The organism is Sinomonas notoginsengisoli (assembly GCF_021554725.1).
GTDB lineage: Bacteria > Actinomycetota > Actinomycetes > Actinomycetales > Micrococcaceae > Sinomonas > Sinomonas notoginsengisoli.
In genome coordinates this window covers 247,596-263,367 of sequence record NZ_JAIZDP010000001.1, presented here as the reverse complement: position 1 = coordinate 263,367, position 15,772 = coordinate 247,596, and the positions used below count along the sequence as shown (strand labels likewise).

Genomic DNA, 15,772 nt, shown 5'->3' with positions numbered 1-15,772 from the left:
CACGACCTGCTACAGGACGCTGCGGTAGACCTCGAGGGTGGCCTGGCCGATGCTCTCCCACGAGAAGTTCGCCTCGGCACGGGCACGGCCGGCCTCGCCCATCGTGCGGGCACGCGCAGGGTCGGAGACGACCTCCTCGAGGGCCGCGGCGAAGTCGGCAACGAACTTCTCCGGGTCCAACGGGGTCCCGGTGCCGTCCGTCACCTGCTCGATCGGCACGAGGAGGCCTGTGGTGCCGTGGTCCACGACCTCGGGAATCCCGCCCGTGGCCGTCGCCACGACCGCGGCGCCGCACGCCATCGCCTCGAGGTTCACAATCCCCAGCGGCTCGTAGATGCTCGGGCACGCGAACGCCGTCGCATGGCTCAGGACCTGGATCAGCTCGGCACGCGGGAGCATGCGCTCGATCACGACCACGCCCTCGCGCTCGGCCTTGAGCCCGTCGATGAGCACCTCGGTCTCCCGGGCCAGATCGGGAGTGTCCGCGGCGCCGAGGCACAGCACCAGCTGGACGTCCGCGGGAAGCTTCGCCGCGGCGCGCAGCAGATACGGGACGCCCTTCTGGCGCGTGTTGCGGCCCACGAACACCACCGACGGCTTCGCCGGGTCGATGCCCAGGGCCCGGATGTGCTCGGTGCCCTCGTCGCGGCCCCACAGGGAGACATCGATGCCGTTGTGGACCACTTGGACCTTCGCCGGATCCACCTGGGGGTAGCAGCGCAGGATGTCCGCGCGCATGCCGTGGGAGACGGCGATGATTGCGTCTGCAGCCTCGTAGGCCGTCTTCTCGGTCCACGACGAGATGCGGTAGCCGCCGCCGAGCTGCTCGGCCTTCCACGGGCGCAGCGGCTCGAGGCTGTGCGCGGAGAGTACGTGCGGAATGCCGTGCATGAGCGAGGCGAGGTGTCCGGCCATGTTCGCGTACCACGTGTGCGAATGGACCAGGTCGGCGCCCTCGACGTCCGGGACGATCCCGAGGTCGATCCCGAGGGTCTGCAGGGCGGCGTTGGCGCCTGAGAGGTACCCGGGGACCTGGTACGAGGTGACGGACGCGCCCTCGACGTTCGGCTCGCGGGGCGCCCCGAAGGCGTGGACGTGCAGATCCACCTCGCGGGCGAGGACCCTGCTCAGCTCTGCCACATGCACCCCGGCGCCGCCGTAGATCTCCGGGGGGAATTCCTTGGTCACAATGTCGATTCGCACGGTTTCAACGTAGTCCGTCATACCAACGTGTTCTAGTGTGAAGACAACCGCACTCCGCAGCGGCGGAGGCCGGGTTACATGGGCCTTAACGACAGATGACGGGGGTTGCGCAGTGGCACCGAAGAAGGTATTGGCGATCGTCCTCGCCGGCGGTGAGGGGAAGCGCCTCATGCCCTTGACGGCGGATCGGGCCAAGCCGGCCGTGCCGTTCGCCGGGGGTTACCGGCTCATCGATTTCGCGATGTCCAATCTTGTGAATTCCGGATATCTCCAGATTGTCGTCCTCACGCAGTACAAATCGCATTCTCTGGACCGACATATCTCGGAGACGTGGCGGCTCTCGCCCCAGCTGGGCAACTACGTGGCCTCGGTCCCCGCGCAGCAGCGGGTCGGCAAGAGCTGGTTCCTCGGCAGCGCCAACGCGATCTACCAGTCGCTCAACCTCATCCATGACTCCCAGCCCGACATCGTCGTCGTGGTCGGGGCGGACCACGTGTACCGCATGGACTTCTCCCAGATGGTCGCCTCCCACGTTGCCTCGGGCGCCAAGGCCACGGTGGCCGCAGTGCGCCAGCCGCTGGACATGGCCAACCAGTTCGGCGTCATCGAGACGGATACCGCCAACCCATCGATGATCTCCGCGTTCGTCGAGAAGCCAGCCACCACGCCTGGCCTCTCCGACGACCCCGAGCAGTTCCTCGCGTCCATGGGCAACTATGTGTTCGATGCCGATGCCCTCGTCGACGCCCTCAGGAGCGACGCAGAGCGGCTCGACACCAAACACGACATGGGCGGAGACATCATCCCCTTCTTCGTGGAGCGCGGAGAGGCAGGCGTCTACGACTTCACGAAGAACGAGATCCCCGGCTCCACCGGCCGGGACCGCACCTACTGGCGCGACGTGGGCACGCTCGACTCGTTCTACGACGCGCACATGGACCTCATCTCCCCCCTGCCGGTATTCAACCTGTACAACGCGCAGTGGCCCTTCTATACCCGCCAGACCGTCTCGCCGCCGGCGAAGTTCGTCCGCGGCACGGGCGGGACCGTGGGCACGGCGCTGGACTCGATCGTGGCCAGCGGTGTGGTCATCTCCGGCGGCATCGTGGAGGGCTCGGTCCTCTCGCACGACGTGCGCGTGAACACGGCGGCGCGGGTGCTCGACTCCGTCCTCATGGATGGGGTACGCGTGGAAGCGGGAGCCGTTGTGCACCGCGCCATCCTCGACAAGAACGTCGTGGTACCGGCCGGGGCGACGATCGGCGTCGACGAGAAGCTCGACCGCCGCCGCGGCTTCGAGGTCACCGCCTCCGGCATCACGGTGCTGTCCAAGGGCCAAGAGGTTCCCGAGCCGGAAGAGGACGAGCGCCGACTCGCCGCCGCTTGGACCTCCAAGGTCCCGGCCATCCTCGAGGACGTCGCTGCCGAGATGCCCGAGGTCGCCGAGAAGATCCAGGAGATGCACGCGGCCGCGGCGGAGCGTGCCGTCTCCAGTGAGCCGGCGCACGACGGCGCGTCCTCGCCGTCGTCCGCCGCCAGTCAGATCGGTCGCTGACCCCGCCCAGCCATGCACGACGGCGGGGCGGCCTGCGCCGCCGTCCGCGCCGGTAGAATGGGAAGCCATGAGCTCCCCCGAAGTGCCCGCCGAACTGACCCCTGAGGAGATCCAGGCCGCCCTCAAGGTCCTCGGCACGATCCACACGTACGGCGAGGAGCACCCCGACTACGTGGCCATCCGCCGTGCTACGGGCAAGATGTTCAAGGCGCACCGACGGTTCACCCGGACGGCCAAGCGGGACGCGGTCGCTGAGGCAGACAGAGCCGTCATCGCACAGACCGCAACGGCCGCGCCCGACCGGATCGACGACGAGACGAAGGGCAACAAGCTCACGCCGTCCGCGACGGGACAGGTGGCCGGTCACCTCCTCCGCTCGCGCCCGTGCTACATCTGCAAGCAGCACTACGCCCAGGTGGACGCCTTCTACCACCAGCTCTGCCCTGAGTGCGCCGCGATGAGCCACGCCAAGCGGGATGCACGCACCGACCTGACGGGCCGACGCGCGCTCCTGACCGGCGGCCGCGCCAAGATCGGCATGTATATCGCGCTGCGGCTCCTGCGCGACGGTGCTCACACGACCATCACGACCCGCTTCCCCAAGGACGCCGCACGGCGCTTCGCCGCCATGGAGGACTCAGCGGAGTGGCTCAACCGGCTTACCATCGTAGGGATCGACCTGCGCGACCCCTCGCAGGTCATCTCGCTCGCGGACGCCCTCGACGCTGAAGGACCGCTCGACATCATCATCAACAATGCCGCCCAGACCGTGCGGCGCTCGGGAAACGCGTACGCCCCCCTCGTCGAGGCCGAATCCGAGCCGCTGCCCGCAGCCCTGCTGGCATCCAACGGCGGACCCGAGCTCCTCACGTTCGGGCACGCGCACGATCGGCACCCACTCTCGATTGCAGGGTCCGTCTCCGGGCACCCCGCGCTGGCCGGGGACGCCGTGACGGCTCTCGCGCTCTCGACCGGCTCCGCCTCGCCCGACCGGATCGAGGCAGGGACAGCAATCGACGCCGGCGGGCTCGTACCCGACCTCGCCACCATCAATTCGTGGACCCAGGTGGTCGAGCAGGTAGACCCGCTCGAGATGCTCGAGGTCCAGCTGTGCAACGTCACAGCCCCGTTCTTGCTGGTGTCACGGCTACGCGGCGCGCTGCGGCGTTCCACGGCGCGGCGCAAGTACGTGGTCAACGTCTCGGCCATGGAGGGGCAGTTCGGGCGGAAGTACAAGGGCCCGGGGCATCCGCACACCAATATGGCCAAGGCCTCCCTGAACATGATGACGCGGACCTCGGCCGGAGAGATGTTCGAGACGGACCGAATCCTCATGACGGCTGTCGACACCGGGTGGATCACCGACGAGCGGCCGCACTACACCAAGGTCCGTCTCGCGGACGAGGGCTTCCACGCGCCGTTGGACCTCGTGGACGGAGCCGCGCGCGTGTACGATCCCATCGTCATGGGCGAGGCCGGGACCGACCTCTATGGGGTCTTCCTCAAGGACTACAAGCCGAGCCCTTGGTAGGCCGGCGCGCCGCGGCCTGGGTCAACCGAGGGTCAGGCGACGCGTGTGAGCTCCACCGAGACCTCCAGATGGGACCCTTCCCCACCGGAGAGCACTCCCTTGAGTGGGGGCACGTCCCGATAGTCCCGCCCGCGGGCCACCGTCACATGGAAGTCCCCCGCCGGCTTGTGGTTCGTTGGGTCCCACGAGCGCCACTCGCCGTCCCACCACTCAAGCCACGCGTGGGACTGGCCCGCGACGACTTCGCCGATGCCAGCACCAGAGCGCGGATGGAGGTACCCGGAGATGTACCGCGCTGGAATGCCGAGGCTCCGCAGTGAACCGATCGCCAGGTGGGCGAGGTCCTGGCACACGCCCTCGCGCTGGTTCCAGGCCTGCTCGGCGTCGGTGGTGACGCCGGTGGAGCCCGGCATGTACCGCATCTCACCGCTCATCCAGTCGAACACCGCGTGCGCGGCCTGATTCGGGTCCAGACCCTCCACGAGACCTGGCACGATGCCCAACACCTCGGTCCCCGGCCCGGAGAGCCGCGACTGCGGGAGCCAGTCGCTGAACTGGTCCTCGACCTCGGGGCTGTGCAGCCGCTCCCACGGGACGACCTCTCCCTCCACCGGGACGCGCTCGACGCGGTGCACCTCTACGGTCGTGGAGGAGACCACCTCGAGGAAATCGTGCGGCATCTGCATGTCGAACGCCGTGACGCGGGTGCCCCAGTAGTCCTTGTAGGTGCTCACCGAGGCCTGTGCCGGCGCCACTCGTACCTGGGACTCGAGCACCACCTGCTGGGGTTCCGTCAGCGGCGTCATCCGCGCCTCGTTGTACGAGAGCGTGACCCGCTTGTTGTACCGGTACGCCGTGCGGTGCAGGATCTTCAGCCGGGTCATGAAACCTCTCCCACCCAGGCCTGTTCATCGGCCTTGTTGAAGTACTTGCGCGAGACAGCGTCCGAGGTCTGCGCGACGGCGCGCTGGACCCGCTCCATGTGCTCAGGCAGCTCGGCCATGAGGTCGTCGGTGCGGTGGAACTCGAGGAACGTGCGAGCCTGGCCCACGATGCGACGGGCGTCATTGATGAATCCGACCCGGGTATCTGACGGGTCGAGCGTCGCGAGCGCGTCGTCAGCGTCGCGCAGCGCGTACACAATCGAGCGCGGGAACAGGCGGTCCATGAGCAGGAACTCGGCGGCGTGGCGCTCGTCGAACCCCGCGCGCCGCGTCCGCAGGAACGACTCGTAGGCGCCCGCGCACCGGAGCATGTTCACCCAAGACATGCCTGCTGTGTGGACCTCATAGGTTGAGAGCATGCGGGCCGTCATGTCGGCACGCTCGATGGAACGGCCCAGTACGAGGAACAGCCAGCCCTCGTCGTGGCTCATGGTCGTGTCCGCGAGCCCGCGCACCATGGCCGTGCGCTCGAGGACCCAGTTGCAGAACCGGTAGGTCCCCACGACGTCCTTCCGGTGCTGGCTGAGCCCGTAGTAGGTCGCGTTGAGGCACTCCCACAGGCTCGACGAGACGGTCTCCCGCGCCCGCCGGGCATTCTCGCGCGCGGCCCCGAGCGATCCGGCAATACTCGTCGCGTGGGATCGGTCATAGGCGAGGGCCTGAAGGAGGTCGGCGAGCCCGAAGTCGTCCTTCTCCGGACGGGAGCCCATGACCCCCAGCAGCTCTTGGGCCACGCTTCGCTGCTCGGCCGCGGGAAGGTGGTTAAGCCGCTCGAGGTGCACATCGAGGATGCGGGCGGTCCCGTCGGCGCGCTCCACGTAGCGGCCGATCCAGAACAGGGATTCAGCGATGCGGCTGAGCAAGTCGGCCTCCTCGGGTGGACTGTTTCGGATGGCGGGTGGGTCCGGACGGGCAGCGAGGCGCCCACGCACGACGCCGCGCACTCGCCGCGGAGGGCGCGCTCACTGCTGCTGCTGTTCGGCCTGGCGGTCGCGCCAGTTGCTCTCGACGGGCCACACGCTGGTCCGCTCGCGAATGCTGATCGAGTGCCTCGGCTCGGCTTCGACGGGAACGTCGGAAGACTGGGCGAGCACCCAGGTGTCCTTCGACCCGCCGCCCTGACTCGAGTTGACGATGAGCGACCCTTCCTTGAGCGCCACGCGCGTGAGGCCTCCGGGCAGCACCCACACGTCCTCCCCGTCGTTGAGGGCGAACGGGCGCAGGTCCACGTGCCGCGGGCCGAAGCGGTGGCCGGAGAGCGTCGGCACGGTGGAGAGCTGCAGGACGGGCTGGGCGATCCATCCACGCGGGTCCGAGATGACGCGCTGGCGCAGCGTTTCGAGCTCCTCGCGGCTCGCGTCGGGCCCGATCACGAGCCCCTTGCCGCCAGATCCGTCCACGGGCTTGACCACGAGCTCGGCGAGCCGGTCGAGGACCTCCTCGCGGGCGTCGTCCTCCTCGAGGCGGTAGGTGTCGACGTTGGAGACGATGGGCTCCTCGCCCAGGTAGTACCGGATGAGGTCCGGCACGTAGGAGTACACGAGCTTGTCATCGGCCACGCCGTTGCCCACGGCGTTCGCGATCGTGACCCCTCCGGCACGGGCGGCATTGACGAGGCCGGGGCAGCCGAGCATCGAGTCGGAGCGGAACTGGAGCGGGTCGAGGAAGTCGTCGTCGATCCGCTTGTAGATGACGTCGACGCGCTGCTCGCCTGCCGTGGTGCGCATGTAGACGCGGTTGCCGCGGCAGATCAGGTCGCGGCCCTCGACGAGTTCCACGCCCATGAGGCCGGCCAGGAGGGTGTGCTCGAAATAGGCGGAGTTGAACACGCCTGGCGTGAGCACCACGACTGTCGGCTCATCGACCCCGGCGGGGGCGGTCTTGCGAAGCGCGGAGAGCAGGCGGCGGGGATACTCCTCGACGGGCCGGATGGGCTGCTGGCTGAAGGCCTCGGGCAGGCCCTTAGCCATGGCGCGCCGGTTCTCCAGCACGTAGCTCACGCCGGAGGGCACCCGCACGTTGTCCTCGAGCACCCGGAACGTCCCCGCGGAGTCGCGCACCACGTCGATGCCCGAGATGTGCACGCGTACTCCCCCAGCCGGCTCGAATCCGTGGACCTGGCGATGGAAGTGCTGGCTCGTGGTGATGAGACGCCGGGGGACCACCCCGTCCGCCACGACGGCCATCTTCGAGTACACGTCGTTGAGGAACGCCTCGAGGGCCTTCACGCGCTGCGCGACACCGCGCTCGAGGACGCCCCACTCGCCCGCGGAGATGATGCGCGGAACGATGTCCAGCGGGAAGGGGCGCTCCTCCCCCGCGTAGTCGAACGTGACGCCGCGGTCGAGGAATGTGCGCGCCATCGACTCCGCGCGCGAGCTCACATCGGCAAGGTCGAGTTCCGCGAGGGCCTGCGCAAGATGGCGGTAGCTGGGCCGCGCTGCCTGGCGCAGGGCGAACATCTCGTCGTACGCACCGGTGCGCTCGGCGGCGACGGAGTAGTCCTCAAAGAGATCCGGCATAGGAGACAGCTTTTCACCATTCGTGCCGCGGCGCATATCGGCATGGAGAGGGTGCGCAGACGGGCCGGTTCGGGGCCTCATGAGGGTGGTGTCGTCGTGATTGAATGGCGTGTGCCAACTCACAACATGAGTCGCAACGAGGCCGCCGAGCGGAGCCGCCTCCTCACGGTCGACTCCTACCACGTCACCCTGGACCTGCGTGAGGCGCAGGATCCCTCCGCGACGTCCTTTCCGACCACCAGCATCATTGAGTTCCGTGCCGAACCGGGTGCCCTGACGTTCGCCGACTTCATCGGCGAGTCGGTGCCGCGCGTCGTGCTCAACGGCCGCCTCCTCGATGAGGCGATGGTGTACGACGGCGCGCGGATCCGTCTTGCGGGCCTGGCGGCGCACAATCGGCTCGAGATCACCGCATTGGCGCGGTACTCGAGGACCGGGGAGGGCCTGCACCGCTTCGTGGACCCGGCTGACGGCGCGACCTACCTGTACACGCAGTGCGAGCCGGCGGACGCGCGCCGGTACTTCGCCAATTTCGAGCAGCCCGACCTCAAGGCGACGTTCGCGTTCACGGTGCTCGCGCCGGCGTCGTGGGCGGTGAGCGCTAACGGCGAGGCAACCGCCTCCGCGCAACCCGTCGACGGCGACACCGCCGCTGCGCGCTGGGAGTTCGCGCCCACTCCTCCCATCCCCACCTACCTCGCTGCGGTGCTCGCCGGCCCCTACCACCGCGCCGAGGCCTCGTGGACCGGTACGACACGCGACGGCGCGCGGCTCACCCTGCCGCTCGTGGCCTACTGCCGCGCCTCGCTCGCGGAGCATTTCGATGCGGATCGCATCTTCGATATGACCCGCCGCGGGCTGGACTTCTACCACTCTGTGTTCTCCCCCGCCTTCCCTTCGGGAAAGTACGAGCAGGCGTTCGTCCCCGAGTACAACCTCGGTGCGATGGAGAACCCGGGCCTCGTGACGTTCACGGAGCAGTACGTGTTCGCCTCCCGTGCAGCCGAGTCGCAGTACGAGCGCCGCGCGAACACACTCATGCATGAGATGGCGCACATGTGGTTCGGCGACCTCGTGACGATGCGCTGGTGGGACGACTTGTGGCTCAAGGAGTCCTTCGCGGAGTACATGGGCACGCTCGCCGTGGACCGTGCGACGGACTTCACCGCGTCCTGGGTGAACTTCGCCAACCGCCGCAAGGCCTGGGCGTACGTGCAGGACCAGCTGCCCACAACCCACCCGATCGTCGCCGATGTCCCGAACCTCGAGGCGGCCGAACAGAACTTCGACGGCATCACGTACGCCAAGGGCGCGTCCGTGCTCAAGCAGCTCGTCGCATACGTCGGCGAGGACGCCTTCCTGGCTGCCGCACGGGAGTACTTCGCGAAGCACGCGTACGGGAACACAACGCTCATCGATCTTCTCGAGGCACTTGAGCGCGCATCTGGCCGGCCGATGAAGCCCTGGGCTGCCGCGTGGCTGCAGACCGCCGGCCTCCCCGTCCTCGACACGCTCGTCGAGCAGGGCCACGGGCCGAGTGCAGCGAACGATGGCGCGCGGCTCACCCGGGTTGCGGTCCGGCAGACCGCGGTGGACCCGGTCACAGGCAAGCCGGCACCGCGCCCCCATGTGCTGCGCGTCGGGCTCTATTCGCGCACTGAGGCCGGAACGATCGAGCGCACTCACAGCGTTGAGGTGGACATTGCCGCGGACGCACCGGACGGTATCACGGAGGTCCCGGTGCCGGGCGGCCTGCCGGTGCCGGACCTCGTGCTCGTCAACGACGAGGACCTGACCTATGCGAAGATCCGCCTCGACGACCGCTCGGAGGCGACCGTCCGCGAGAGCCTTGGCAGCATCGCCGACCCGCTGGCCCGCGCCCTCGCGTGGACTGCCCTGTGGCACGCGACGCGGGACGGTGAGGCACCCGCGGCGCGGTACGTGAGCGCCGTCGAGCGTTTCGGGGCTTCAGAAGGGACGGTGGGCGTCCAGCTCGCCGTGCTGGACAACGCCCGCACGGCGATAGAACGTTACACGCACGGCGAGGGCCGGGCGGACGTCCGCGAGCCGTACCTCGCGGCAGTGGCCCGCGAGCTCGCGGCCGCCGAGCCGGGCTCCGACCAACAGCTCGCGTGGGCGCGGGCGCTCGCCAAGGGGAGCCGGTACGGCGGCGGACAGCTGGACCTCGTCCGCGGCCTCGTGGACGGCTCCGTGGCGGTACCCGGGCTCGCGGTGGACCAGGAGCTGCGGTGGGCGTTCTGGCAGGCGCTCGCGGCCCAGGGCCGCGCCACCGTGGCCGAGCTCGACGCCGAGCTCGCGCGGGACCGGACGGCGAAGGGCGCGGTTGGGCACGCCGTCGCCTTGGCCGCCCGCCCCGATCCGAAGGCGAAGCACGCTGCGTGGGAAGCCGCGGTTGAGCGGGACACGCTCTCGAATGAGCTGCTCTCGGCCACCGTCGAGGGCTTCATGCTCGGTACGGAGGCGCTGCGCCACCCGTTCATCGAGAGCTACTTCGCGATGCTCATGCGGGTGTGGGCCGAGCGCTCGCAGGAGATCGCGACGCGGCTCGTCGGGGGGCTCTTCCCGGGCGACTCGACGCTCGCGTGGGACCAGCAGCCCCAGGAGAACCCCGTGCTCGAGCGTACGGACCAATGGCTGCGCGAGAACGGCTCGGCGCCTGCGGCGCTGCGGCGGATCATCATTGAGCAGCGGGACCACCTGTACAGGGCGCTGCGCGTGCAGCGCCGATCGCGGCAGGGATAAGGGAAAGGACTGCGGGCATGGCAGGACTCAGGGTCCACAACTTCGCGGTATCGCTGGACGGGTTCGGTGCGGGCCTCGAGCAGAGCGTCGAGGCTCCCCTCGGAGTGGGCGCTGAAGCGCTCCACGAGTGGGTGTTCAAGACCCGGACGGGGCGCGCGATGATCGGACAGGAGGGCGGCACCACGGGCATCGACGACCACTTCCTGCGCGCGGGCGAGGACGGCATCGGCGCGACGATCATGGGTCGGAACATGTTCGGCCCGGTCCGCGGCCCGTGGCCCGACGAGTCGTGGCGGGGCTGGTGGAGCGAGGAGCCACCGTACCACCACCCCGTCTACGTCATGACGCACTTCCCGCGCCCCGACCTGCCGATGGACGGCGAGACAGTGTTCCACTTCGTCCAGGGCCCGCCGGGTGAGGTCCTCGCCATGGCGGTCGAGGCCGCTGGCGGGCGCGACGTCCGGCTTGGCGGGGGTGTCTCGACCGTGCGAGCGTTCCTCGCCGAGGGCCTTGTGGACGAACTGCATATCGCCATCGCCCCGGTGTTCCTCGGCGTGGGCGAGCGGCTGTTCGGCGACGGCGTCCCGCCCGTGGGCTATGCGTGCGATCCAATCGTGGCAGGCGAGGGCGCCGCGCACGCCGTGATCCGGCGCGCGTGAGCTGCTCGCTGCCGTGCCTTCGCCGATGACACGGCGTCAGAGGTAGCTGCAGACCTGTCCGTGGTCGCACGCTGCGGGGTCCGCGGCCTTGACGGCGTCGTAGCGCTCGGCCACGGCGTCGCGCAGCCCTTGGAGTTCTGCGATACGGCGATCGAGCTCGCCGAGCTGGCGCTCGAGCTGCACGCCGACCGAGGTGCACGCGTCCCCGCCGATGTCGAACGCGGAGAGGATCTTCGCTGTCCGCTCCAGGCTCATCCCAGCCTGGCGGCTGCGGCGGATGAACGCGGCGCGGTTCACGTCCTCCACGTCGAAGTCCCGGTACCCAGAGGCAGTCCTGCCCACGCCCGGCAAGAGGCCGATTGACTCGTAGTACCGCAAGGCCTTCTCGGTGGTGCCCGCCGCTGCGGCGGCCTCTGCAATGCGCATACTCTTCTCAACGCTCAGGGTCCGCTTGACCTTCCCGTACTTGACCTTCCCGTAGAGGGGAAGGTGCAGGCTACCGCTATGACGGACACATCGTATGACCTCGTGGTGGTCGGTTCAGGTGGGGGCGGCTTCGCGGCCGCGATCGAGGCGTCGCGCCTGGGCGGGAGCGTCGCCATCGTGGACGGAGGCGCGCTCGGCGGCACGTGCACCAATACCGGGTGCATCCCCTCGAAAGCCCTGCTCGCCGCAGCCGGAGTCCACCACACCGCCATCGACGCGGAAAGGTACCCCGGCATTGCGGCAACGCCAGGCGTGATAGACATGGGCGCCCTTATCGCGGGCAAACAGTCGCTCGTAGACCGGATGCGTGCCACGAAGTACGAGAGCCTCATCGACGCCTACGGCTGGGATTTCTACCCCGGACACGCCGCGTTCGATGGTACTGCCGGGGACCCCGTCCTCGCCGTCACGCTTGCCGACGGGAAGCGGACGGCCATCCGGGGGCGCCACTATCTTCTCGCCACGGGGTCCTCGCCGTGGGCTCCCGACCTCGCCGGGCTCGACGACGTGGCCTACCTGACGTCGACGACGGCGATGGAGCTGGACGCCGTCCCCGAGTCGATGATGGTGCTCGGAGGCGGGTACGTGGCGCTCGAGATGGCCCAGCTGTTCACCCGCCTGGGCACGGCCGTGATGATCCTCGCGCGCACGCGGCTCGTCTCTCACGAGGAGCCCGAGGCCTCCCGGGCCCTCGAGGACGCTCTGGCCGACGAGGGCGTCGTGACGGTCCGCAAGGCGGTGCCAGTCGCCGTTGCCCGCACGGACGCCGGATGCGTCGTCGCGACCGTCGACGTCGGGGGGCAGCGGCGCGAGTTCCGCGCGGCGCAGCTGCTGGTGGCCACCGGACGCCGACCAGTCACCGACGGGTTGGGTCTCGACCGCGTGGGCGTGGCAACCGGCACGAGCGGTGAGGTCATCGTGGACGGCCGCCAGGCGACGTCGAACGCCCGGATCTGGGCGGCCGGCGACGTGACGGGCGGACCCGAGTTCGTGTACGTCGCGGCCGCCCAGGGTGCGGTCGCGGCTGAGAATGCGCTCACGGGAACTGAGAAGACGCTCTCGACCCGCGCACTCCCCCGGGTCGCGTTCACGAGCCCGGCGCTCGGGGTCGCGGGACTCACGGAGGCGCAGGCCCACGCCGCGGGGATCCGGTGCGAGTGCCGCGTTCTCCCTCTGGAGTATGTCCCGCGCGCCCTCGTCGACCGGGACACCAGGGGATTCATCAAGGTCGTCGCTGAACGCGGCACGGGACGCATCATCGGCGCCACCGCCGTGGCCCGCGACGCAGGCGAACTGGCCGCGACAGCTGTCCACCTCATCGAGACGGGCACCACCGTCTCGGAGCTGGCTCACCGGTGGGCGCCGTACCTCACCATGTCGGAGGGGCTGCGGATCGCGGCCCAGGCCTTCACGGCGGACGTCTCGATGTTGTCCTGCTGCGCCGCGTGAGGCGACCCGACGCACGACGGCGACCGCTCGCCGTCGTGCGTCCGGCGAGCAATGAAATGGGGCAGCCTAGGGCACGCGGTGCAGCCACTGACGGGTGGCAAACTTGCGCTCGGCGAGCGCGCGGGCGTCGGCGAGCGACTCCGCCGAGAGTGCGACGCGGTGCGCGCCGTAACGGCCCTCGAACGTGGCCATCATCGTCTCGAAGATCTCCTCGCGGGACATCCCGGTCTGGCGCTTGAGGGGGTCGACGCGCTTCTGCGCGCTCGCGATCCCCTTGTCCGAGATCTTCTCCCGGCCGATCCGCAGCACCTCGGTCATCTTGGCCGCGTCGATGTCGTAGCTCATGGTCACGTGGTGCAGCAGCGCGCCGTTGACGAGCCGCTTCTGCGCGGCGCCGCCAATCTTCCCGGCCTCGGTGGCGATGTCATTGAGCGGCTTGTAGAAGGCCTTCACGCCGGTCTTCGCGAGAGCCTCCATGACCCACGCGTCCAGGAACGGGTAGGAGTCCGCGAACGAGAGGCCGTCCACAAGGGAGCTGGGCAGGTATAGCGAGTACGTGATGCAGTTGCCGGCCTCCATGAACATGGCACCGCCGCCGGAGATCCGTCTCACTACCGTCACGCCGTACTTCTGAACACCCTCGGGGTCCACCTCGTTGCGGTAGGACTGGAAACTGCCGATCACCACGGACCGCTCGTCCCACTCCCATAGGCGCAGCGTCGGGTTGCGGCGCCCGTCGGCGACCTCCCGGGTGAGGATTTCGTCGAGGGCAACGTTCTCGGTGATGCTCAGGGTGGTCGGCGGGATGATCTCCCAGTCGTGGTCGGCCCACGTCGTGGCGTGGCCGAGTGCGCGACGGACGGCCACGGCGACGGCGGCCGGATCGAAGCCGAACATCACCGTTGTGGGCCCCACGGCGTCACTCACCGCCTCGGAGATCGTCGCGTTGGGTGCCTCGGTGGACAGGCCCACGAGGGCCCCGTTGATGTCCGCGAGGGCTTCGTCCGGCTCCAGGAAGAAGTCGCCATTGATGCTCGCGGCGGTGATCTCCCCGCCGTTCGCCATCAGGTCCGCGATCACGAGCTTGCCGCCGGGAACCTTGAATTCACCGTGATAGTCAGCCACGGCACCAAGCCTAGACCCGGCCCGAGATAGCGGAGGCGCCGCCCCAACGGGACGGCGCCTGCGCACGGCAGAGCCTGTGGTCAGGCCTTCTTGCCGAAGTTCTTGAAGCGAGCGTTGAAGCGCTCGACGCGGCCGGCCGAGTCCATGATGCGCTGCTTGCCCGTGTAGAACGGGTGCGACTCGGAGGAGACCTCGACGTCGATGACGGGGTACGTGTTGCCGTCCTCCCACTCGGTGGTCTTGTCCGAGGAGACGGTGGAGCGCGTGAGGAACTTCTTGCCGGAGGCGAGGTCGTTGAAGACGACGTAGCCGTACTTGGGGTGAATATCAGACTTCACAATGGGCCCTTTGCTTGTGCCCCTGGATTTTGCCAGAGGCCAGGTGTGAACGCCCTCCCGATTGGAGGGCCAGCAGTCAATACTACCAGCTCAGCGCAAGCCCCACCCCCGCTCGGGAACCGAGTACTACAGTGAGTCCATGGCTCCCAGCCGCAATCCGCTCGACGACCTGCGCGAAACCATCGGCCGCCTGGCCGATCAGCTCAAGCTGCCCGGTTCGGAGCGCGTTGACGATCTGGTCGGCGATCTCCTCGGTGCGAGGCCCGGGCCGGCCCGGCCGCTTTCGGAGGTGCAGGCGGAGCTCGACGCACTGGTCGGGCTGGAGACCGTGAAGGAACAGGTGCGGGCCCTTGTCGCGCTGCTCCAGGTCCAGGCTCGCCGTAAAACGCACGGCCTGCCGGAGGTGGCCACATCACAGCATCTGGTGTTCCTCGGAAACCCGGGCACGGGCAAGACCACCGTGGCGCGACTCCTAGCCGAGATGTACCGTGCGGTCGGCCTGTTGCAGAAAGGCCACCTGGTCGAGGTCGACCGTTCGGGCCTGGTGGGGCAGTACGTCGGCGCGACTGCCATCAAGACGGACCGGGTGATCCGGCGTGCCTTGGACGGCGTCCTGTTCATCGACGAGGCCTACGCGCTGGCCCCCGAGGACGGCCGGACGGACTTCGGCCCCGAGGCGATCGAGGTCCTGCTCAAGCGGATGGAGGACCACCGCCACCGGCTGGTGGTGATCGTGGCCGGCTACCCGCGGCTGATGGAGTCCTTCTTGCTCTCGAACCCCGGACTGCGCTCCCGGTTCGCCCGCGAGATCACGTTCCCCGACTACTCCGTCGACGAACTCCAGACGATCTTCCACCAGATGCTGGCCCAGCACGAGTACACGCTGGAGCCGGGTGCGGACCAGATGCTGCGCCGCATCCTCACCGGGCTCCACGCGGACGAGGACTCCGGCAACGCACGGTTCGCGCGCACGCTGTTCGAGCAGGCGCTCAACCGCCAGGCGCTGCGGCTGTCGCTCGACGAGGAACAAAGTCTCGACGCGCTCGATCGTGAGGCCGTCATGACGCTCACCGCGGACGACATCGTGGAGGCCGCGCTGGCCTTGGGCGAGCAGCCGGAGCCGGAACCGACGCCGGAACCGGGACAGTCACGCTGGTGGCGCTGGCTGGTCTGACCGGATCCGGCAGCTTTTCCAGC

The 15,772-nt window shown here is 68.9% G+C and carries 13 protein-coding genes; 6 read left to right on the top strand and 7 right to left on the bottom strand.

The window, feature by feature from the left end; translation table 11 throughout:
- Nucleotides 1–9 precede the first annotated feature (9 nt).
- The gene (gene glgA / locus LF262_RS01160) at nucleotides 10–1,203 is read right to left on the bottom strand and encodes a glycogen synthase (RefSeq protein WP_235778459.1); all 1,194 of its coding nucleotides are present in this window, start codon (nucleotides 1,201–1,203) and stop codon (nucleotides 10–12) included.
- Nucleotides 1,204–1,372: 169 nt separating this feature from the next.
- Between glgA and LF262_RS01155 the strand changes: the two genes are divergently transcribed.
- Nucleotides 1,373–2,758: a glucose-1-phosphate adenylyltransferase gene (locus tag LF262_RS01155; protein ID WP_235779245.1), complete on the top strand. Its 1,386-nt coding sequence runs from the start codon at nucleotides 1,373–1,375 to the stop codon at nucleotides 2,756–2,758.
- 67 nt (nucleotides 2,759–2,825) lie between these two features.
- On the top strand, nucleotides 2,826–4,289 hold the full coding sequence (locus LF262_RS01150; protein WP_235778458.1) for an SDR family NAD(P)-dependent oxidoreductase: 1,464 nt from the start codon (nucleotides 2,826–2,828) through the stop codon (nucleotides 4,287–4,289).
- A 32-nt stretch (nucleotides 4,290–4,321) separates the two neighbouring features.
- Here the strand turns inward: LF262_RS01150 and LF262_RS01145 are convergent, their stop codons facing one another.
- From LF262_RS01145 to LF262_RS01135, 3 genes are all read right to left on the bottom strand, one after another.
- Nucleotides 4,322–5,173, bottom strand: coding sequence for a transglutaminase family protein (locus LF262_RS01145; protein WP_235778457.1), 852 nt, complete (start codon nucleotides 5,171–5,173; stop codon nucleotides 4,322–4,324).
- Nucleotides 5,170–6,096, bottom strand: a complete 927-nt coding sequence (locus LF262_RS01140; RefSeq protein ID WP_235778456.1) for an alpha-E domain-containing protein — start codon at nucleotides 6,094–6,096, stop codon at nucleotides 5,170–5,172. Before LF262_RS01140 ends, LF262_RS01145 begins: the two co-directional genes overlap by 4 nt.
- Before the next feature lie 99 nt (nucleotides 6,097–6,195).
- The gene (locus LF262_RS01135) at nucleotides 6,196–7,755 is read right to left on the bottom strand and encodes a circularly permuted type 2 ATP-grasp protein (RefSeq protein ID WP_235778455.1); all 1,560 of its coding nucleotides are present in this window, start codon (nucleotides 7,753–7,755) and stop codon (nucleotides 6,196–6,198) included.
- A gap of 126 nt (nucleotides 7,756–7,881) precedes the next feature.
- Between LF262_RS01135 and pepN the strand changes: the two genes are divergently transcribed.
- Nucleotides 7,882–10,518 carry an aminopeptidase N gene (gene pepN / locus LF262_RS01130; RefSeq protein ID WP_235778454.1) on the top strand — a complete coding sequence of 879 codons (2,637 nt, stop codon included), beginning with the start codon at nucleotides 7,882–7,884 and terminating at the stop codon, nucleotides 10,516–10,518.
- Between the two features lie 17 nt (nucleotides 10,519–10,535).
- Nucleotides 10,536–11,177, top strand: a complete 642-nt coding sequence (locus LF262_RS01125; RefSeq protein ID WP_235778453.1) for a dihydrofolate reductase family protein — start codon at nucleotides 10,536–10,538, stop codon at nucleotides 11,175–11,177.
- A gap of 36 nt (nucleotides 11,178–11,213) precedes the next feature.
- Here the strand turns inward: LF262_RS01125 and LF262_RS01120 are convergent, their stop codons facing one another.
- Nucleotides 11,214–11,603: a MerR family transcriptional regulator gene (locus tag LF262_RS01120; RefSeq protein WP_235778452.1), complete on the bottom strand. Its 390-nt coding sequence runs from the start codon at nucleotides 11,601–11,603 to the stop codon at nucleotides 11,214–11,216.
- Between the two features lie 78 nt (nucleotides 11,604–11,681).
- Here LF262_RS01120 and merA point away from each other — a divergent pair, with 78 nt between their 5' ends.
- Entirely contained in the window at nucleotides 11,682–13,112 is a 1,431-nt protein-coding gene (gene merA, locus LF262_RS01115) for a mercury(II) reductase (RefSeq protein WP_235778451.1), read from the top strand.
- 66 nt (nucleotides 13,113–13,178) lie between these two features.
- Here the strand turns inward: merA and lplAB are convergent, their stop codons facing one another.
- Both lplAB and LF262_RS01105 read right to left on the bottom strand, forming a co-directional pair.
- Nucleotides 13,179–14,237: a lipoate-protein ligase LplAB gene (gene lplAB, locus LF262_RS01110; RefSeq protein ID WP_235778450.1), complete on the bottom strand. Its 1,059-nt coding sequence runs from the start codon at nucleotides 14,235–14,237 to the stop codon at nucleotides 13,179–13,181.
- A gap of 80 nt (nucleotides 14,238–14,317) precedes the next feature.
- Nucleotides 14,318–14,575, bottom strand: a complete 258-nt coding sequence (locus tag LF262_RS01105; RefSeq protein WP_235778449.1) for a type B 50S ribosomal protein L31 — start codon at nucleotides 14,573–14,575, stop codon at nucleotides 14,318–14,320.
- A 139-nt stretch (nucleotides 14,576–14,714) separates the two neighbouring features.
- Between LF262_RS01105 and LF262_RS01100 the strand changes: the two genes are divergently transcribed.
- Entirely contained in the window at nucleotides 14,715–15,749 is a 1,035-nt protein-coding gene (locus LF262_RS01100) for an AAA family ATPase (RefSeq protein ID WP_235778448.1), read from the top strand.
- Nucleotides 15,750–15,772 lie beyond the last annotated feature (23 nt).

Bases quoted from the DNA above. Each gene is read 5' to 3' on its own strand.
- LF262_RS01120 (WP_235778452.1), bottom strand. From the start codon at position 11,603: ATGCGCATTGCAGAGGCCGCCGCAGCGGCGGGCACCACCGAGAAGGCC.
- pepN (WP_235778454.1), top strand. From the start codon at position 7,882: ATGAGTCGCAACGAGGCCGCCGAGCGGAGCCGCCTCCTCACGGTCGAC.
- LF262_RS01150 (WP_235778458.1), top strand. From the start codon at position 2,826: ATGAGCTCCCCCGAAGTGCCCGCCGAACTGACCCCTGAGGAGATCCAG.
- LF262_RS01100 (WP_235778448.1), top strand. From the start codon at position 14,715: ATGGCTCCCAGCCGCAATCCGCTCGACGACCTGCGCGAAACCATCGGC.
- LF262_RS01145 (WP_235778457.1), bottom strand. From the start codon at position 5,173: ATGACCCGGCTGAAGATCCTGCACCGCACGGCGTACCGGTACAACAAG.
- LF262_RS01155 (WP_235779245.1), top strand. From the start codon at position 1,373: ATGCCCTTGACGGCGGATCGGGCCAAGCCGGCCGTGCCGTTCGCCGGG.
- LF262_RS01135 (WP_235778455.1), bottom strand. From the start codon at position 7,755: ATGCCGGATCTCTTTGAGGACTACTCCGTCGCCGCCGAGCGCACCGGT.
- LF262_RS01125 (WP_235778453.1), top strand. From the start codon at position 10,536: ATGGCAGGACTCAGGGTCCACAACTTCGCGGTATCGCTGGACGGGTTC.
- merA (WP_235778451.1), top strand. From the start codon at position 11,682: ATGACGGACACATCGTATGACCTCGTGGTGGTCGGTTCAGGTGGGGGC.